Source organism: Streptomyces sp. NPDC055400 (genome assembly GCF_053644375.1).
Window position 1 is genome coordinate 734,657 of record NZ_JBSHLM010000001.1, and the last position, 18,593, is coordinate 753,249.

General features: G+C 66.1%; 17 protein-coding genes and 1 pseudogene. 15 read left to right on the plus strand and 3 right to left on the minus strand.

Translation table 11 applies throughout. The features are described from left to right. Positions 1–170: 170 nt before the first annotated feature. The 4 genes and pseudogenes from ACWIGU_RS03165 to ACWIGU_RS03180 all read left to right on the plus strand — a co-directional run. Positions 171–875, plus strand: coding sequence for a nucleotidyltransferase domain-containing protein (locus tag ACWIGU_RS03165; protein ID WP_454396816.1), 705 nt, complete (start codon positions 171–173; stop codon positions 873–875). A gap of 67 nt (positions 876–942) precedes the next feature. After that, positions 943–1,419, plus strand: coding sequence for an NUDIX domain-containing protein (locus tag ACWIGU_RS03170; RefSeq protein ID WP_454396817.1), 477 nt, complete (start codon positions 943–945; stop codon positions 1,417–1,419). A 110-nt stretch (positions 1,420–1,529) separates the two neighbouring features. After that, positions 1,530–2,009 (plus strand): SAM-dependent methyltransferase, encoded by a 480-nt coding sequence (locus ACWIGU_RS03175; RefSeq protein WP_454396819.1) that lies wholly within the window; start codon positions 1,530–1,532, stop codon positions 2,007–2,009. Positions 2,010–2,099: 90 nt separating this feature from the next. Further along, positions 2,100–2,294: pseudogene (locus ACWIGU_RS03180) on the plus strand (amino acid--tRNA ligase-related protein); the annotation flags it as partial. A gap of 229 nt (positions 2,295–2,523) precedes the next feature. On the opposite strand, the gene ACWIGU_RS03185 reads toward ACWIGU_RS03180, so the two are convergent. Continuing rightward, on the minus strand, positions 2,524–3,504 hold the full coding sequence (locus ACWIGU_RS03185; RefSeq protein WP_454396821.1) for a phosphotransferase: 981 nt from the start codon (positions 3,502–3,504) through the stop codon (positions 2,524–2,526). A 185-nt stretch (positions 3,505–3,689) separates the two neighbouring features. Beyond that, complete coding sequence (locus ACWIGU_RS03190) at positions 3,690–4,253, minus strand: flavoprotein (RefSeq protein WP_454396823.1); 564 nt, start codon at positions 4,251–4,253, stop codon at positions 3,690–3,692. A 577-nt stretch (positions 4,254–4,830) separates the two neighbouring features. Between ACWIGU_RS03190 and ACWIGU_RS03195 the strand changes: the two genes are divergently transcribed. The 4 genes from ACWIGU_RS03195 to ACWIGU_RS03210 all read left to right on the plus strand — a co-directional run bounded on the left by ACWIGU_RS03195 (position 4,831) and on the right by ACWIGU_RS03210 (position 9,307). Next, complete coding sequence (locus ACWIGU_RS03195) at positions 4,831–7,464, plus strand: valine--tRNA ligase (protein ID WP_454396825.1); 2,634 nt, start codon at positions 4,831–4,833, stop codon at positions 7,462–7,464. A 251-nt stretch (positions 7,465–7,715) separates the two neighbouring features. Beyond that, positions 7,716–8,102 carry a hypothetical protein gene (locus tag ACWIGU_RS03200; protein WP_454396827.1) on the plus strand — a complete coding sequence of 129 codons (387 nt, stop codon included), beginning with the start codon at positions 7,716–7,718 and terminating at the stop codon, positions 8,100–8,102. A 1-nt stretch (position 8,103) separates the two neighbouring features. Further along, a complete protein-coding gene (locus tag ACWIGU_RS03205) occupies positions 8,104–8,766 on the plus strand; it encodes a class I SAM-dependent methyltransferase (protein ID WP_454396829.1) in 663 nt (220 codons plus the stop codon). Next, positions 8,756–9,307, plus strand: coding sequence for a class IV adenylate cyclase (locus ACWIGU_RS03210; protein WP_454396831.1), 552 nt, complete (start codon positions 8,756–8,758; stop codon positions 9,305–9,307). The genes ACWIGU_RS03205 and ACWIGU_RS03210 overlap by 11 nt, the downstream gene beginning before the upstream one ends. Positions 9,308–9,362: 55 nt before the next feature. On the opposite strand, the gene ACWIGU_RS03215 is transcribed toward ACWIGU_RS03210, so the two are convergent. Continuing rightward, positions 9,363–9,710, minus strand: a complete 348-nt coding sequence (locus ACWIGU_RS03215) for an NUDIX domain-containing protein (RefSeq protein WP_454396833.1) — start codon at positions 9,708–9,710, stop codon at positions 9,363–9,365. Between the two features lie 800 nt (positions 9,711–10,510). Here ACWIGU_RS03215 and ACWIGU_RS03220 point away from each other — a divergent pair. Genes ACWIGU_RS03220 through ACWIGU_RS03250 form a run of 7 tightly spaced genes read left to right on the plus strand, consistent with a single transcriptional unit; the run spans position 10,511 to position 18,590 of the window. Beyond that, complete coding sequence (locus tag ACWIGU_RS03220; protein WP_454396835.1) at positions 10,511–11,800, plus strand: radical SAM protein; 1,290 nt, start codon at positions 10,511–10,513, stop codon at positions 11,798–11,800. Next, positions 11,797–12,888, plus strand: coding sequence for a hypothetical protein (locus tag ACWIGU_RS03225; RefSeq protein WP_454396837.1), 1,092 nt, complete (start codon positions 11,797–11,799; stop codon positions 12,886–12,888). The genes ACWIGU_RS03220 and ACWIGU_RS03225 overlap by 4 nt, the downstream gene beginning before the upstream one ends. Before the next feature lie 5 nt (positions 12,889–12,893). Beyond that, positions 12,894–14,588, plus strand: a complete 1,695-nt coding sequence (locus ACWIGU_RS03230) for a carbamoyltransferase family protein (protein WP_454396839.1) — start codon at positions 12,894–12,896, stop codon at positions 14,586–14,588. An 8-nt stretch (positions 14,589–14,596) separates the two neighbouring features. Then, positions 14,597–15,547, plus strand: a complete 951-nt coding sequence (locus ACWIGU_RS03235; protein ID WP_454396841.1) for a phosphotransferase — start codon at positions 14,597–14,599, stop codon at positions 15,545–15,547. Continuing rightward, complete coding sequence (locus tag ACWIGU_RS03240) at positions 15,544–16,842, plus strand: DegT/DnrJ/EryC1/StrS family aminotransferase (RefSeq protein ID WP_454396843.1); 1,299 nt, start codon at positions 15,544–15,546, stop codon at positions 16,840–16,842. The genes ACWIGU_RS03235 and ACWIGU_RS03240 overlap by 4 nt, the downstream gene beginning before the upstream one ends. Then, on the plus strand, positions 16,839–17,303 hold the full coding sequence (locus tag ACWIGU_RS03245) for an NUDIX hydrolase (protein WP_454396845.1): 465 nt from the start codon (positions 16,839–16,841) through the stop codon (positions 17,301–17,303). Before ACWIGU_RS03240 ends, ACWIGU_RS03245 begins: the two co-directional genes overlap by 4 nt. 6 nt (positions 17,304–17,309) lie before the next feature. Then, positions 17,310–18,590 (plus strand): nucleotide sugar dehydrogenase, encoded by a 1,281-nt coding sequence (locus tag ACWIGU_RS03250; RefSeq protein ID WP_454396847.1) that lies wholly within the window; start codon positions 17,310–17,312, stop codon positions 18,588–18,590. Positions 18,591–18,593 lie beyond the last annotated feature (3 nt).

Below are 18,593 nucleotides of genomic sequence, written 5' to 3' on the forward strand. Positions count from 1 at the left end.
CCCGCACGGGGTGCAGTCGGCTCTGGAGGGCGGCAGCAACTATCCACAGCCTGTGGAAAGTTGCTGCCGCCAATCCGTGCGCACCATGGATCGGACATAGCGGACGACGCTCACCCGATCTTTTGAACAAACCACATGCGTGACGTGTCCTGGATAACGATAGTGGCTGCATGGATCCGGTTGTCGTTGCCCGCGCCGTTGTAGAGGAACGTCATCCTGTCGCTCGCGCGGCGTTTCTGGGTGGCAGCGTGCTGACGGAGCGCCGCACGGCCTTGTCCGACTTGGACATCGTGGTGCTGTTGCACGGTCCGCCGGCTCCGTACAGAGAGAGCCTTCAGTACGGCGACTGGCCCGTGGAGCTCTTCGTGCACACCGAAGATTCTTGGCACGCATTCGTGGACCGGGAGATTCGTCAGCGCCGGTCCCCGCTGCTGTGGATGTGCGCGGACGGCGAGCTGCTCTTCGACATGGATGGGCTCGGCGTGAGTCTGACTGCCGAAGCCAGGAAGCTGGCCCTGGCGGGTCCGCCTGCGGCGACGGTGGAGGAGATCGAGGACTTTCGATATTCGATCACGGATCTCCTGGACGATCTCGCTGGGTGTACCGATCAGGGTGAGCGGCTGTTCATCACCTCAGAGCTGGCGAGACGGACAGGTGAACTGGCTCTGGCGCTCGAAGGGGCGTGGGGTGGCGGCGGCAAGTGGCTGGCACGTCGCCTCGAAGACGCAGCACCTGGCCTCAATGCGCGCATGCACCATGCTGTTCGTGGGGCGTTGAACGGGCAGACCGAAGCCCTTGTTGGCGTCGTTGAAGACGTCCTGGCGCGGGCTGGCGGGCGACTGTGGGTCGGGTATCGGCGCAGTGGGACTCCGTGACCGATGGGACGGGCTGCGATGACGCCGATCGACACCGTAGGCGGCTCGTCGGCTCTACCGTGGAGCGATGGCTGAAGCTGTTGAAGGTCGCGCTCCGTTCCAAGTGTTGGTGCTGCCGTACCGGCAGACCGAGGGAGGGCTGCTCTACGCCTTGTTCCGTCGCTTGGACGGCGCCTACTGGCAGGGGGTGGCTGGTGGCGGTGAGGTGGGAGAAACACTGCTCCAGGCCGCCAGGCGAGAGGCGGCCGAAGAGGCGGGCCTGGCCGGCGACTTCGAGTTCATCGCACTGGATGCGCGCGCGACGATTCCGGTGGTGAGTGTCACTGGCGAGTTCACGTGGGGGCCGGAGGTCTTGGTGATTCCTGAGCATGCCTTCGGTGTCCGAGCCGACACAGCCGAGTTGGTGTTGTCGAGGGAGCACACCGAGTACGGGTGGTTCTCCCTGGAGGCAGCTATGTCGGCGGTCCGTTGGGATTCCAACCGCAATGCGCTGTGGGAGCTTGACCAGCGCATCCGCCGCGGCAAGGCGCCCCTAGAGTCATGACGGCCATGGGGACGACGGAGCTCCTCGTCGACCTGGACATGCGGGATGCCGCATACCTGGCGCAAGTAGATTGATCGCCACAACCGGGGGATGAGGGACGAGGGGAATGCATGACGAAGCAGCTGGTGATCAAGCCCATTGGCACAGTGGTCGGAGGGCGTTCTGAGCCCACCGACGACTACTGGGCAGGTACCGAGTCGATCATCCGGTTGAACTCGAACTTCCCCATCGAGACCGTGCAGGGCCTTGAAGCCTTCTCCCACCTCGTGGTCACCTGGCACTTCCACAGGTCGTCACCCACCGATGTCGCCCTGCACGCCCGCAGCCCACGCAACAACCCTGCCTGGCCGCCAACCGGTACGTTCGTGCACCGCAACCATCGCCGTCCGAATCAGCTGGCTACGTCCTTCCCTCGGCTTATCAAGGCCGAGGGCCTTGACCTACATGTGACCGACCTCGACGCGATCGACGGCACCCCTGTCTTCGACCTGGCGCCGTACTTCCCGGAGATGGGCCCCCGCGGCGAAGTCCACACGCCAGAATGGCCGGGCGAGATGCTCCAGGACTACTGGTCAGAGCCCGCCGAGTAGAGATTGCGCGTCGGGTCGTTCGGCGGCGATCCATGCGATGGCGTCTCGTGGCCAGCGACGGCTCGACGCCATGGCCCAGGGTGAAGCCGAGTGATGGAGCAGGCCGCCGAGAAGGGCATGAGCGCCGAGCCGCTGCAGGACTACCTGAACGCGTTCCGGTACGGCTGTCCGCCGCACGGCGGGCTCGGCATGGGGCTCGGGCGGGTGCTGATGGTGATGCTCGGACTGGACTCCATCCGCGAGGCCACCTTCCTGTTCCGTGGGCCGAACCGGTTCACGCCGTAGGGCCCTTGAGGATGGCAGGACCAGCGCCTGGCCCTGCCATCCCAAGGCTGCCGCTATCAGGGGTTTGGTGATCGTGATTCGTTTGTGTGGTTGCTGCATCCCGGTGGCAGTTACGGCAGCGCCGGGGCGCAGGGCATGCCAGGCTTCGATGACATCGGGCAGTTGGCGGGGCAGCGCGGCGGTGAGCATGAGCAGCAGGCCGGGAAGGCCGATGGTGACCGTGCCGCAGTCAGAGTCTCCAGCTTTGCCGGTCGGCCAGCCAGCGCAAGGTGACTTCTCCGCACCAGGTTTGGTGCTGGCGGAGGTGCGGTGACTCTGGCCGCGCTGGTTGTGCTCCTGAGACGAGGAAGACCCCGGCGAGTGCGGCGAGAGCTGCGTCGAGTTGCTCGTCGTGGGCTCCGCGGGCGGCGGGGTGGTTCTTGAAGAGGCTGCTGGCGTCGTGTCCGTCGGCGTGTGCCGTGGCCAGCAGGAGGGTGAGGTCGAACCAACTCGCTCCCAAAACTGGCCAATTCCAGTCGCAGATCCATGCCGTGTTGCTGGTGTCAATGAGGATGTTGTCCTGGCGCAGGTCGTAGTGGAGTACAGAATCCCCGGTAACTGCTTGCTGCCAGCCCGACTCCAGGACGGCGAGGATGTCCACGAGAGCCGCGGGCATCCAGGCGGGCAGGACGGCCGACGGGGTCGTTCCGCCTGCGAGGTTGCGCCAGTCGTCGAAGTCGTCCGTTTCTCCGAGCGGCTTCAAGCCGACCTGCTGGAGTCCGCTTGGCGCTGTCGAGAGTGCTTCCGCGGTGATCGTGTAGGCGTCGAGGGTGGCACCAAGGTCGTTGGGCTTCCACGGAGCGTCGGGCATGCTGCCTTTTACAGCGTCGAACCCGAGGACCACCCATCCGTCCGTGTCTTCGATCCACTTGAGACGGGGAGCTGGCACGACATTCGGCAGCGCCGGGTTGATCTGCGCCTCTCGCCTGTAGCAGTCAGCGATCTGGGGTGCATCGGTGGCGCTGGCTGCTTTGATGAACTGCGTGCCGTCCGTACCGTCGATGACCGCGGCGAAGCCTTGAGTGAACCCGCTTCCGGCGCTTGGCCGTGCGGCTTCGATGCCGCCGAGCTGTCGTGAGATCAGCTGGCGGACGTCTGGCGGGAGGTCCGCCCAGGCAGGCCGTACTGCCGTGGTGCGGTACTCCGGGCGGGGAGTGATGATATTCGGCATTCCGTCAGGGTGAAGGAGGCTCGTTGTTCTGCGCGACGGATTTCTCGCACGGGTCCGGGCTGATCTATCCAGTAGCGGTTACTACTTGGTGGCGACGTCCGCGACGGATCTGCCGCCGGTCATCGCCCGCAGGTTGCCCGCAGGTGCTCCTCGCCGGGGAGCACCGCGCTCGACATGATCGAGGATCAGGACAAGGTCCTGCCAGCCTCATCCAGTACGGCTTTCCACGGGTATTGGCGCCCCGGCGTCTCGGCCCGCGGCTCGGTGAGCGGCCACACCTCGTCTCCGTAGATCAACCGGACCCCCGAATCGTGAAGGGCTTTCATGTGTGCCTCCCATGCGGGGTGGCGAGCATGTGCGGCGTTCACCCGGGGCCAGACGACCACCGGGAGGTCTAGTGCCCCGATGGCCTCGTTGATCTGTGTCAGCGCCTGGTTGTCTGAGATCCCCAGGGCAAGCTTGGCGACCGTGTTCGCGCTCGCCGGGGCGACGACGTAGCAGTCCACTGGCGGATGCGGCCGGGAGCCACCCGGCAGGCGCGGTTCGGCACGCACGGGAAGGCCGGTCAGCCCTTCGAGCTCCGCGCTCTCCCCGCTCGCGCGGAGCCACCGACCCGCGGTCGGTGTGAGCGTGACTGCGACCGTCCAGCCCCGTTCGAGCGCCGGGACCACGAGCCCGGTACGCAATTCCTCGACCCCGCCGGCACTCGATCCCACGACGCCCGGCACCTTGCCCTGCACTGAACTCACCACACCACCCTGCATCATGGGGTCATGGCCAGCAGCTCGGATGAGCGGCTGACGCCGTGACCGGGATTGTTTCCTCATGGATTGTTCCGCACGAGCTGTGGCGAGGCACTCTCGGCCTCCCGTAGCTCGCAAGAAGACTCGGTGACCAATCAGCAACACCTCGCCACCCGCGCCTACGGCACGGGGGCCACTTGGCTGCCCGGCGGTCCCTCTACCAGTGGCAGACCACCGCTACGACCTCCCTGCCATGGCCGTCGAAGAACTGGCCATAACTGGCGGGGCACGGCCGCCGGTATCGGCTGCGGAAACGGCACATTCATCAGGCGCACCCTGACCACAGCATCGCTGCCCACGACTCTTTGGGCAGTAGCTGGACCAGGCCGTGTCCGCTCCCATCTCTCGGCGCCATGAAGACCCGGCCGCAGCCGGAGGAGATACACTGACGGGGCGGTCCGCGAGAGTGTTCTTGGTCACACTCGAATCACCTTCGCGGGCCGTTCTTCGCGCCCTCGCTCGGGACTCCCCCTGGGGATAAGACGGGCAGATGAAGGGGTATCGGGGCCCTAGAATGGCCGTCGTGACAGACAACACTCCACAGAGCCCCGCAAACGGGCCGACCCCTACCAATGAGCTGCCGACCCAGTACGCGCCGGCCGAGGTAGAGGGGGCGCTGTATGAGCGTTGGGTAGAGCGCGGTTACTTCGAGGCTGACGCGAAGAGCGAGAAGCCTCCGTACACGATCGTCATCCCGCCGCCGAACGTCACGGGCTCGCTCCACCTGGGCCACGCCTTCGAGCACACGCTGATCGACGCCCTCACTCGTCGTAAGCGCATGCAGGGTTACGAGACGCTGTGGCAGCCCGGCATGGACCACGCAGGCATCGCGACGCAGAACGTCGTTGAGAGGGAGCTCGCCAAGGAAGGCAAGTCCCGGCACGACCTCGGCCGTGAGGCGTTCGTCGAGCGGGTCTGGCAGTGGAAGGCCGAGTCCGGCGGTCAGATCGCCGGACAGATGCGGCGGCTGGGCACCGGCGTCGCGTGGAGCCGTGACCGCTTCACCATGGACGAAGGACTCTCGCGCGCCGTCCAGACCGTCTTCAAGAAGATGTACGACGACGAGCTGATCTACCGCGCCGAGCGCATCATCAACTGGTGCCCGCGCTGTCTGACGGCCATCTCGGACATCGAGGTCGACTACCAGGACGACGACGGCGAGCTCGTCTCTATGACCTATGGCGAGGGCGAGGACACCATCGTCGTCGCCACCACCCGCGCCGAGACGATGCTCGGCGACACCGCCGTCGCGGTCCACCCCGAGGACGAGCGATACGCCCACCTCATCGGCGAGCGCATCAAGCTCCCGCTGACCGACCGTACGATCCCGGTCGTCGCGGACACCCACGTGGACCCCGAGTTCGGCACCGGTGCCGTCAAGGTGACGCCGGCGCACGACCCGAACGACTTCGCCATTGGCCAGCGCCACGATCTCGAGTCGATCGAAGTTCTCGACGAGCGCGGCATCATCACCGTCCACGGCCCCTTCGAGGGGCTGGACCGCTTCGAAGCCCGCTCCGCCATCGTTGCCGCTCTGCGAGCCGAGGGCCGGATCGTCGCGGAGAAGCGCCCGTACGTTCACTCGGTGGGGCACTGCTCCCGCTGCAAGACGACGCTGGAACCCCGCCTGTCGATGCAGTGGTGGGTCAAGGTCGAGACCCTCGCCAAGGCTGCCGGCGACGCGGTCCGCGACGGTCGGGTGACCATCCACCCGGCCGACATGTCGCAGCGGTACTTCGACTGGGTCGACAACCTCAACGACTGGTGCATCTCGCGCCAGCTGTGGTGGGGCCACCGCATCCCAGTCTGGCACGGCCCGAACGGCGAGCTGGTCTGCGTCGGCCCCGACGAGGAGCCGCCCACGGGTGAGGGGTGGACGCAGGACACCGACGTCCTCGACACGTGGTTCTCGTCCGGCCTGTGGCCGTTCTCCACGCTCGGCTGGCCCGAGCAGACCCCCGATCTGGAGAAGTTCTACCCGAACTCCGTCCTCGTCACGGGCTACGACCTGATGTTCTTCTGGGTCGCCCGGATGATGATGTTCGGTCTGTACGCGATGGATGGCCAGCAGCCGTTCGACACGATCGCGTTCCACGGCATGGTGCGCGACGAGTTCGGCAAGAAGATGTCGAAGTCGTTCGGGAACACGGTCAACCCGCTGGACTGGATGGACAAGTACGGCTCCGACGCGCTGCGCTTCACCCTTGCCCGCGGCGCCAACCCGGGCGTTGACGTCCCGATCGGTGAGGACTGGGTCCAGGCGTCGCGGAACTTCGCGAACAAGGTCTGGAACGCCACACGGTTCGCGCTGATGAACGGGGCCACGGTCGAGGGCGACCTTCCCCCCGCCGAGCAGCTGTCGGCAACCGACCGCTGGATCCTGTCGCGGCTGAACAAGGTCGTCGCCGAGGCGGATGCCTACTACGAGGACTACCAGTTCGCCAAGCTCGCCGACGCCCTCTACCACTTCGCGTGGGACGAGGTCTTCGACTGGTACGTCGAGCTGTCCAAGACGACGTTCTTCGCGGGCGGCGAGCAAGCCAAGGTCTCGGCGCGTGTCCTGGGCGAGGTCCTCGACGTCACGCTGCGTCTACTCCACCCGATCGTCCCGTTCGTCACCGAGACTCTGTGGACGACGCTCACCGGGGGCGAATCCCTCGTCGTCGCCGACTGGCCGAAGGACTCGGGCTTCCGCGACGACGCCGCCGAGAAGGAGATCGAGCTGGTCCAGCAGGTCGTCACTGAGGTCCGCCGGTTCCGCGCCGACCAGGGCCTGCAGCCCGGCCAGAGGGTTCCTGCCCGACTGGCCCTGGACGGCTCCGCGCTGGCCCCGCACGAGGCCGCCATCCGCCAGCTGCTTCGCCTGCAGCCCGAAGGTGAGACATTCAGTGCCACGGCGTCGCTGCCGGTGGCCGGCGCGGAGGTCGCGCTCGACCTGTCGGGCACGATCGATGTCGCCGCGGAGCGCAAGCGCCTCGCCAAGGACTTGGCTGCGGCCGAGAAGGAGAAGGCGCAGGCAGAGGCCAAGCTCGGCAACGAGGCGTTCCTGGCGAAGGCCCCGGACAACGTGGTGGACAAGATCCGCGGGCGCCTTGCGAAGGCCGGCGAGGAGATCACCCGGCTGCAGAACCAGATCAACAGCCTGCCGCCCGCGTAGCAGCGAGTTCAGCGATTGAAGCCCCGGACAATACGTCCGGGGCTTCACTCGCAGGGCGGCCCTACGGGATTCCCAGGCCCTCGAAGGGGCTCGAAAGGGAGAACTCCCGTTGGCGGGCGACCGTCAGGGCCTGGTCGAGGTCGAACTCGGCCATGCGGATCAAATCGACGAGTCGGGACGGCTTCGAGGCTAGAACGTCGCGCGTGATGTCCTCAGCGGAGTCGTCGCGGGGGATGCTTGAGGAACATGGCGTGACGGAGTTGAAGCTCCACGCGCTGCGGCTCGTGGGCAACGCGACCGGGAACCCGGACCTCGAGGTCGTGAACGTCGACCGCTACGCCGACCTTCACCGGCAGATCCGGGAAGCCGCCCTGGGGATCCGGATCGTCTACGACTCCGATCTGTCCCCTGAGCCGGCGGGCGAGCAGTGCTCCAACCTGGTGGCCGGTGGGTGGCTTGACCGCATCGAGTCGGACCCGCGCGGCGCTCTGCCCGTGTCCTGCAAGGCGGTCGGCCGAGACGTGAATGCCTTCCGCTGGGACAAGACTGAGCAGGTGATCAAGTACGAGCCGCGGGCTGACGACGAGTTCGCCGTCGGGATCCCGGACGTGGTGTACGCGACGGCGGAGGTGGGTTGAGATGGCGGCGGCCACAAGGAGTCTCTGGCAGGAGACCCGGACGTTCTTCCCACTCTTCCTCGACCTGATCGAAGAGCGCGGGGCCAAGTCCGCCTGTGTCGTTGGCGCTTCAGACGGCAAGTTCGTACTGCCCTTGGTTCGGCGCGGGATTCGTGTCGTTGCCGTAGAGCGCAACACGACGGCGCTCAATGGCAGTCCAGTCGTCCTGCCCGAGGCTGGCGAGGCAACGATGCCTGGCCTACGCAAGCGGATGGCTGAAGAAGGTCTCTCGAACCTGGTTGAGATCGTTGAGGCCGATATTCTTGATCTGGACTCGGAGTTGGAGCCGTCAGATGCGGTCTGGACAAGCTGCTCGTGGCACTACAGCATCAACCATCGCCGTCCGCTCGGTGAGTTTGTCGGCTCGATGAAGCGCCTGTGCCGGCCACACGGCGGCGTGTTCGGCGCCGAATACATGATGCCGGTCGAGCCACGTCACCTGACCTTGGAGCACTATCCGAAGGAAGGCGGAATGCGGCACTACTTCCCTGGCTGGTCGATCGACTGGGAGACGTATACGCCGCCCTTCCGTGAAGCACCACACGTTGAGCAACTACACGAACACGTCGACCGCATGGGCTTGATCATCGCAACCCACCAGCAGGAAGAGAACGATGCAGACTGAATTCGAAGCACGGTTCCTCGAAGCCGACGCCACAAAGATCGTCGAGCACCTGATGTCACGGTCGGCCACCTGCGCCATGCCCCGCACCCTCATGCGGCGGATCGTGTTCAAGAACAACGACATCGAGGCCCGCGGCGGCTGGCTGCGCCTCCGACAGCTGGGTGAGAGGGCCTTCCTCACCTACAAGCAGGTCACGTCGGATGTGTCGGCAATCGACACCACCCTCGAAGCTGAGGTCGAGGTCGGCGACTTCGACGCGGCGAAGACGCTGCTGGAGGCAATGGGTTTCACCGCTCTGCGCTACCAAGAGAACTACCGCGAAGAGTGGCAACTCAACGGCGTCACCTTCGACATCGACACGTGGCCCGACCTTCCCACATTCCTTGAGGTCGAAGGGCCGGACGAGAACTCAGTGCACGAGGCCGCTGCGGCTCTGGGGCTCAACATCGCGCAGGCCTCGTACGGCACTGTCGATGAGGTCTACCTGGCAGTCCTGGGCCGGGACATCCTCGCTGAGTCGGAACTCGTGTTCACTGCGTAGAGGACCTCGGGTGGGGCAGGCGCTCAGGACGCTGTCCCACCAGTCCCCTGCCCGACTAGGCCCCGCTGGGTGATTCGGGCCAGCCGACGCATGAGAAGGCGATCCCCTTATGGAACAGCTTCAGGGCGCCGGCAGTGAAGTCGACCATGGGTTCAGGAAGGCTGTCTAGGCGGTACCAGTCGATTCCAGCGCACTTGTGCGGTTCTGCGTTGACCGGCTCTCCGCCCCATGACCGGACGCGGAAGAACAGCTGGAGACGCGGATCATCCTCCGCTGTCCAGTGATGGACGGTATGTACGAGTTCCAGATCTTGCTCACGCAAGGTCAGGCCAAGCTCCTCCTCCGCCTCGCGCACTGCCCCGGCAGTAGCTGTTTCTCCGGCTTCAAGATGGCCGGCGGGCACGTGGTAGTGGGCGTCTCACCATCCTGTCCCCGCTCTGAGCCCGAGCAGTACGCGGTCTCCACGTTGGAAGATCAGATGCACCCCGATCACGGAGCGGTAGCAGCCGTCGGTGTAGGTGACCGCGGAAGAGGCAACAGGCGGGCTGTACGACATGACGCGTCCTTGAGCACGAGAAAGACCTGACCAGGTCATAGCTTGCCCTGTCCTCAGCGACCCTGGTGACCAAGTCGCCCGATTCCACCGAATTGGAGCGACCCGCCGGGCAGTGCCTGGCCTCGTCGGCACAGGTCGACCTCAACCCTCTGCCATTTGCTTCCAGGGCGCCGACGGCTCGCCACCCTGGTGTCCCGCTGGCGTCAGCCGACGGTGCTGTGACGGGTGTCGGGCACCTGAGACAACCAGGTAACTGAACCGTTCCGGGTTCGATAGGGACTCCGAACCCGGAACGGTTCAAGCTCCGCGGTGTGAAGGGAGCAGCGGAGGCTCGGAGCAACACTGCGCAGGACACAGGGCGTTGTTCCGGTGGCGGCCTGCGCCCTTTCACGGGCAAGGGCACGGCCCAAGACGAGAGGGTCCGATGTGGATACCCGCGGAGAAGATGTGTACGTGAAGTATCGGGCCCGAAGCGCGTATCACGCTGGTGATATCAGCCCCTGAATGTGCAGCCTGCGAGCCATATCTCTCCGGTGATATGCCCCGCCATCAGCGGGGCACTAGCTTGTCATGGCATCGCCAGCCCGGCTCCGACGCCGCGGCAGCTATCCGCGTGGCAACAGCCGACAACGCTCAGGGGTTTACGCATGGCCAATACTCCAGGGACAAATCCGCTCGCCCCGTATGTTCGCAGCGATCTCCCCGGCCGCTTCAACGAACTAGACGTGCTCCGACGGCACTGGTCGCGTTTCGCGGCGGTGTCGCAGGGGGCGATCGTCCCGCCGTACGAAGTCCTGATCCATCCCTCCAGCGGGTGCAACCTGCGATGCGCTTGGTGCATCGGAGACCATGTTCCTCTCGAGTTGTGGGACGACGAGCGCGAGCAGCTGGTCATGCTCGACGCGGCTAAGAGTGCCGCGGATAGGCTCCCGGACCATCTGACGAACCCGGCGAACATGCTCAAACTCATCGGCGACATCGTCGACTACGAGGTGAAGGCGCCCTACCGGCAGAACGGCGAAGACCACTCGGGGGACTTCAAGGTGGAGGCCGTGTCGTTCTCCGGGTTGATCGGCGAACCGCTCGTCGCCCGCAAGGCGTTGATACCGGCATTCGGTCTCTTGGCAGAGCGTGGCATCCGCTACGGGATCTTCACGAACGCCGTGCTGATGGATGACGCCTGCATCGAGGCCCTGCTTCCAGCCGGATATGTGCACATCAGCATCGATGCAGGAACACCGGAGACCTACGCCCAGCTGAAGTACGGCGGCCGGCCAGCCGGCAAGGTCATGTTCGAGCGGGCCCTCGCCAATCTGGCGCGGCTTGTCCAGCGGCGTGCCGAGACTGGCTCGGAGGTGGAGATCAACACTTCCTTCGTCATGTATCCGGAGAACTTCCACGAGGTGCATACGGCCGCCGGACTCATCCGTGCGGCAGGCGCCGACAGCTTGCGCTTGAAGCAGGACAATTCCGGGCAGCGTCCGCTGGATCCTGACCAGACACGTCATGCCGCCCAGTTGATCGCACGGATCCGCGGAGAGCTCGAGACGGAGGCCTTCCGGCTGTTCGAGATCCACCGGGTCGGTAAGACCGGCGAGATGGCCCGGTCGTGCTCGACATGCTCGATCACCGATCTGATGGCCGCGGTGGGCTCCGACGGCTGCCTGTACCCGTGCAACTACCACCCCCGCCCGGGCGGTTTCAGCTACGGCAGCGCCCTGGAGCAGCCGTTCGCCGCAGTCTGGGAGGGAGAGTTGCGCCGGCAGCTGCGCGGCAGGCTGCCCGTGATCTGCCCGAAGGTGTGCGACCCGTTCAAGAACCGCTCCAACCGGCTCCTGGCAGAGGCCAAGAGCGTCGTGGCGGTCGACGGCATCGATCGACTGGAGGAGCACGTGACCGACCTGGTGGACGGCGGCGCCTACGCGGTCGAGGGGTGACCCGCGTGCAGGACAGCTTATCGAGCGAGGAACTCGACTCCTGGGTGCACCGTCCTACCACTGCCTCACGGCGGGAACACATCGGTGTCGCAGAGGCTGTGGTCGAGATCTACGCGCCGTCGCCGATCGTCGAGTACGTCAGGTGGTACACGGAAGGCTATTTCGGACCTCAGCAGTCCCCGGCCCAGGCACGGCTCTTCGTCCATGAGGTACCCCTGAAACTGTGGGTCTCGGTCCATCAGGCACAACTCGCCCCGCCGCTGCGGCGAGCCGTGCTCCCCTCGGCACCAGACACGATTTGCCTCGTCGACGACAGGCATCGAGCAGTCCACCTCCTGCCGCCGACGGGCTCCGATCCCCACTCCAGGCGGGTGGTGGTACGGATTCTGCGCGCGCTCATCCTGCGTGAACTGCTGCGGAGGGGACACCCGTTCTTCCACGCGGCGTGTTTCTCACTGCGAGGAACAGGCGTGGCGCTGATCGGAGCTCGTACAGCCGGCAAGACAACGACGCTCCTGCACGCCCTAGAGCACCCGGAGACGGTGCTGGTCAGCAACGACAAGTTCGCTCTGCTGCCTGCCACGGAGGGCTCCGAGCCCGCCGTGGCGCTTGGCTTCCCCATCCAGATCGGGATTCGCGCGGGCAGCGTACTCGCTCTGGCCGAAGGCCCGCTGCGGGCGTTCCTCACGCGCAGATGGTCGCAGCAGTACGGCGACCTTGCGGCCCGGTACGAGCGGGACACCCGTCTCCAGTTGCGGCCACAGGAGTTGGCGGCCGCCTCCGACAGTGGAGTGATACCTCGGTGTCGTCTCGGCATGGCCATCGAACCGCACCTCGATCCGCGAGCGGTCACACCCCGCCTGGAGAGGCTCAACGGTGCTGAACGCAGGGCGCTTTGGGCCCGCAACCTGCTGCTCCATCCGGCTGCAGTCTTCCCGGAACAGGCCGCTGTGGCAGACCCGACGACCCGGGCCGAGTTACGGATTCCGCAGATTCCCGCCTACCGCCTGGTCCAACCGCCCGCCGCCGGCCCGCTGACCGTCCAACTGCTCGAAGACCTCATATGCCGCACAGCGGTAGGAGAGTGAGCGAGATGCGCATCCTCGGTATCGCCAGTGATCTGCATATTTCCTCCGCCGCGCTGATCGAGGACGGCCGGGTCGCGGCGGCTGCGGCCGAAGAACGCTTCACCCGGAGCAAGCACACGCGGGCCTTTCCCGCCCGCGCCATCGACTACTGCCTGTCGACCGTCCCCGGGGGTCTGCACGGCGTGGACCGGGTCGCGGTCAGCACGAACCCAGCGATCGACCTGAGCGTGCCCGACGGTCGCCACGCGGGACGCGCCCGCTGGCACCCCGAGGGTCTCTACTCGGTACCGAACAACCTCGCCACCCTGGTGGACGCGCCATACCAGGGGCACGCGACGCAGATCCTGCAGACCGCGGGCAAGCCCCTGCAGATCGACTACGTCTACCACCACGACGCCCACGCAGCGAACGCCTTCTTCCTGTCCCCCTTCGAATCGGCTGCGATCCTGACAGTCGACGGCCGGGGCGAGGACTGCACCGCGCTGAGCGCAATCGGGGGCCGCAACACCTTCGCCACCATCGACACCATTCCCTACCCTCATTCGGTGGGGTTGCTGTACGGCGCGGTCACCCAATACCTGGGCTTTCGGATCGACCGCGACGAGTGGAAGGTCATGGGGCTGGCCGCCTACGGAGATCCCGACTCTGGTGCCTACAAGGCGCTCCGCGACCTCGTCGACTTCGAGGACGGCACCGTCCGCGTCGACCTCAACTACTTCGGCTACTACCTTCGTCCCTCGCGTGGCGCGGTCAGCGAGGCGTTCGTCCGCCGGTTCGGTCCGGCACGCCAGCCAGGTGAGGCGATCACCAGTCGGCATCATGATGTGGCCGCGGCCGTCCAGCACGTCCTTGAGGACGCGCTGCGGTACCTGCTCGTGAACCTGCACCAGCAGACCGGGGAGAGAAGGGTCGCCTTGGGCGGAGGGAGTTTCATGAACTCCGTCTTCAACGGCAAGATCATCTCCTCGACCCCGTTCGACGAGATCTACATCTCCAGCTGCCCGGACGACAGCGGCACCTCGATCGGCGCGGCCCTCTACACCCACTGCGTCCTGCTCGGTGCGGATCGCGGCCCCACGATGACGCACAACTACTACGGCCCGTCCTTCGACCAGACCTCCATCAACGAGGCACTGTCGCGCGCCAAGCTACGGGCTCCGGCCGTGGACGATCCGGCAGAGGTCGCGGCGCACGCATTGGCCGGCGGGAAGATCGTCGGCTGGTTCCAGGGCCGTATGGAGCTTGGTCAACGTGCGCTGGGTAACCGATCGATCCTCGCCGATCCCCGCAGTGCCTCCATGCGTGACCGGGTGAATGACGCGGTGAAGTTCCGCGAACCGTGGAGGCCCTTCGCGCCGGCCGTGCTCGCCGACGACTTCGCCACCTACTTCGGCCCGGAAGCCGCAGTGCCGTTCATGGAACGAACCCTGCCCGTACGGACCGAAGCACAGCATCTCATCCCAGCAGGGGTTCATATCGACGGCACTGCCCGGCCACAGACCGTGACCGTGGACACCAACCCGCTCTTTCACCGGCTGATCACCACATTCCGCGACCTCACCGGCGTCGGTGCCGTCCTCAACACCTCGTTCAACCTCGCCGAGGAACCGATCGTGTGCAGCCCCCAAGACGCGATCCGTACGTTCTATTCTTCGGGCCTTGACCTGCTCGTCCTGGGAAACAGGGTGCTCACCAAGTGACGACGACCATGGGCGCGGAGGAGCTGTCCGCGTGCCTGCGCCGGTACGGGCTGCGGGCAAGCGGGCCGGCACGGCCACTGGCGGGTGGACATGTCGGGGTCACCACTGTGGTGCCAACCGATCAAGGATCGCTGGCCGTCAAACGGTTCGGTAGACGCTTCGACACCGTGCGCACTCGCCTCGCGGCACAAGCACACCAGCATGCGGCCCTGGCCGGGCTGGCCCCGCAGCTGCGGCGGTCACCGGACGGCCACTTGACTGCCGAAATCAACGGTGCCACGTACATGCTCGCCGAGTACATCCACGCGGCACAGCCGCCCGGACTCACCGACTTCGCCGCTGCACTCGCCGCGCTGCACACCCGTTTGGACAGTTTCCGTCCCGGCGGTCGCCACACGGACTTCCTTGAGTTGTCCGACCCTCCCGCTGCAGGCCTGGAGCACGTTCTGCGACAGACTCAAGACAAGGCCCTCCGCGAGGTCGTCAACTGGCGTCTGCGGATCCTTGCGGAATTCGGGCTCGGAGCGCAGGCGGTGGCGAGTGCGCCCAAGAGGTGGGTCCACGGTGACGCGCGACTGGACAACGTGCTCGCCAGGCACACCCCGGAGCAGCACCTGTTCATCGACTTCGACCAGGTCTCCCGCTTCCCGCGGCCCTACGAGGTTATGCGGGCCTACGTTGCCTCCGTCAGTCCTGAGCTGCCCGCCCCGCTGCTGGACTCAACATTCCGGTCCTATCTGAGCGCCTATCAAGCCGTCATGCCGATCCCCGCGGCGGAGCGCGCACTCATGATCGACCTGTACATCACCGTCCAGGCGGCCGAGACCCGAACCTTTACCACGCCCGAGGGCGAGGTTCGCGACATGTCCGCCTTCGCCCATGCCCGTCACCAGCAACTGATGTGGATCACCGAACATCGCGACCTCCTGCGCACGGTCGCGGAGGAGGTACGGCCATGACAGCTCTCGCACTCCTCGGTGGATCACCCCTGCGCACACGCCCCTTCCGGGCATGGCCGCAGTTCGACCAGGCGGAACTCGACGCACTGGCCGGTGTCTTGGACAGCCGCCGATGGGGCGGCATCCACAGCGGATCACAAGGAGAAGCCTTCGAGACCGAACTCGCCGGTTACCTGCAAGTGCCCCATGTAGCCGTGGTCGCCAACGGCACCGCCGGATTGATGATCGCCCTCAAGGCCCTGGGCGTACGGCCGGGAGACGAGGTCATCGTGCCCGCGATGACCTACCTGGCGACGGCCACCGCGGTCTCCCTGCTCGGGGGCCTGCCGGTCTTCGTGGACATCGATCCCGCCACCCACACGATCACCGGCTCCTCGCTGAAGGCCGCGATCAGCGAGAAGACGAAGGCAGTGGTCGCCGTTCACCTGGGTGGTCACCCGGCCGACATGGACAGTCTCGGCGCCGTTGCCGGCACGTACGACATTCCGATCGTCGAGGACTGCGCCCAGTCGCTCGGAGCGACCTGGAACGGCTCTCAGACCGGGTCCTTGGGCAGGATCGGCGTGTTCAGCTTCGCCAGCACCAAGAACATCTCCGCCGGCGAAGGCGGGGCAGTCGTCACACACGACGATGCACTCGCCGCACGCATCGCCTCCCTGCGAGATCATGGCCGCCCTCGCGGGGCCGCCCATCACCCCGAACTCGGCTGGAACCTGCGCCTCAGCGAATTCCAATCCGCTGTCCTGCGCGCCCAGTTGAAGCGCCTGGAGTCCCACCTGGAGGCGAAGGCGAAAGGCGCGGCATTCCTCGCTTCGGCGCTGTCCCGTGTCCCCGGATTGAGGCCCGTGCCCGCGGCTCTCGACCCGCGGGTGACCGCGCACGGCCGGTTCTCCTTCGCCTTCACCTTCGACGGCGAAGCATTCAGCAACGAGGAGGCCAACAGCGCCTCACTCGGGGCCTTCCGCGCCGCGCTGCGGGCAGAGGGCATACCTGTATCCACTCGTGACCTCATCGCATGCCCCGATGAGCCGGTCTACGCCGACATCACCAGCCGCGACTATTCCAGCTCACGGACCGTCTCAGCCGAGCAGGCCCGCGCGGCGTGTTCCACGCTAGTGCTGCTCGGGCAGGCAGCCGGTTCAGGATTGCTGCTCGAGGGGCCGACGGAACTCGCCGATGTCGTGCGCACCGTGGAAAAGATCCACGAGAACCGTCACCATCTGCGCCAAGAACAGCGCCGGCCCGCCCGCCCACGAGTCTCATCCGATCACTGGTCAAGGAGTACGCCAAAATGACCCGAGCCCCCTTCCAGATCCTCGTCGTGCCCTTCCGCCGAGTCGGCGAACAGATCGAATTCGCCGTGCTGCGGCGCGAGGACATGGGCGTATGGCAGGCCGTGGCTGGCGGCGGCGAGGCCGGCGAGACCCCGCAGCAGGCCGCCGCACGCGAGGCCCGTGAGGAACTCGGCCTCGACCAGCCGGTCCCCCTGTACCCGCTGCAGACCACGGCCAGCATCCCGGCACGGTTCTTCGCTGATCGCGACAGCTGGCCTTCCGGGACCTACGTTGTACCGGAGCACTCGTTCGCCACCGACCTCACCGACATCGAGATCAAGTTCTCCCACGAACACACCGCCGTCCAGTGGTTGGACTACAAGGCAGCCCAGGAGGTGCTGCGGTTCGACAGCAACCGCACGGCCCTCGGAGAACTCCATGAGCGTCTGCTGGCCGCCGACCTGCCCCTGCCGGTCGAGTGATCGCCAGTGGCTGACGCGATTCTCCGACCGCGCCGCGCTGTCATACTCGGCCAAGGCTATGTCGGCCTTCCTCTGGCCATCCAGGCAGCGCGGGCCGGCCACCGTGTCGTGGGTTTCGATACCGACGCCCTACGCGTGAAACGGCTCCAGGCAGCAGAGTCATTGAGTCCGGACGTGCCCGCGGACCAGATCACGGCCGTCCTGACCAGCGGCAGGTACACGCCGACGGCATGCCCGGGAGACCTGGCCGGGTTCGACGTCGCGGTCATCGCTGTGCCGACCCCGCTGCGAGACGGCGTGCCAGACCTCTCCGCGGTTGAGCACGCTGGCCAGATACTCACCCCGCACATGCGGCCCGGCTGCATCATCGTCCTCGAATCCACCACCTACCCCGGAACCACCGAGGACGTCCTGAAACCCTTACTGGAGGCCGCGTCCGGACTCACCGCGGGCGCGGACTTCCACCTGGGCTACAGCCCGGAACGCATCGACCCCGGCAACCGAACCTGGACCCTCCAGAACACGCCCAAGATCGTCTCTGGGATCAACACAGCTTCCCTGGAAGCCATCAGCGCGTTCTACGCCGGGCTCGTCGACACCGTCGTCGAAGTCGCCTCCATACGCGACGCCGAACTGGCGAAGGTCCTGGAGAACACCTTCCGCCAGGTCAACATCGCCCTGGTCAACGAAGTCGCCACCTACGCCAAGCAACTGGGTACGGACATCTGGGAGGCGCTGGACGCCGCCGCGACCAAGCCCTTCGGCTTCATGCGCTTCACGCCAGGCCCCGGCGTCGGCGGACACTGCCTGCCGATCGACCCCACCTACCTGTCCTGGAAGGTCCGGCGTCAGACAGGCAGCGCCTTGCGCCTCGTCGAAATGGCTGACGAGATCAACACCTCAATGCCGGCCCACGTCGTACAACGTCTGACCGAGGCGCTCAACCGCCGCGGCCTGCCGGTCAAGGGCTCGCGTATCCTCCTCCTCGGCCTCGCCTACAAGGCCAACACCGGCGATACCCGGCACTCGCCCGCCTTCACCATCGCGCGGCTCCTGATCGCCCAGGGAGCGCAGATCCAGGTGGTCGACCCTCATGTCGAGGAACCCTTCGAGCTGGATGCACACGCTCACCATGCCCACCTCACAGCGGCCCACCTGGCGGCATCCGACGCCGTGGTCTTGCTGACCGATCACGACGCATTCGACCTCCGGCTCGTCGAGCGACACGCGGCCCACGCCCTGGACTGCCGGGCTCGCATGAGCGGCCCGAACATTGAGCGCCTGTGACAC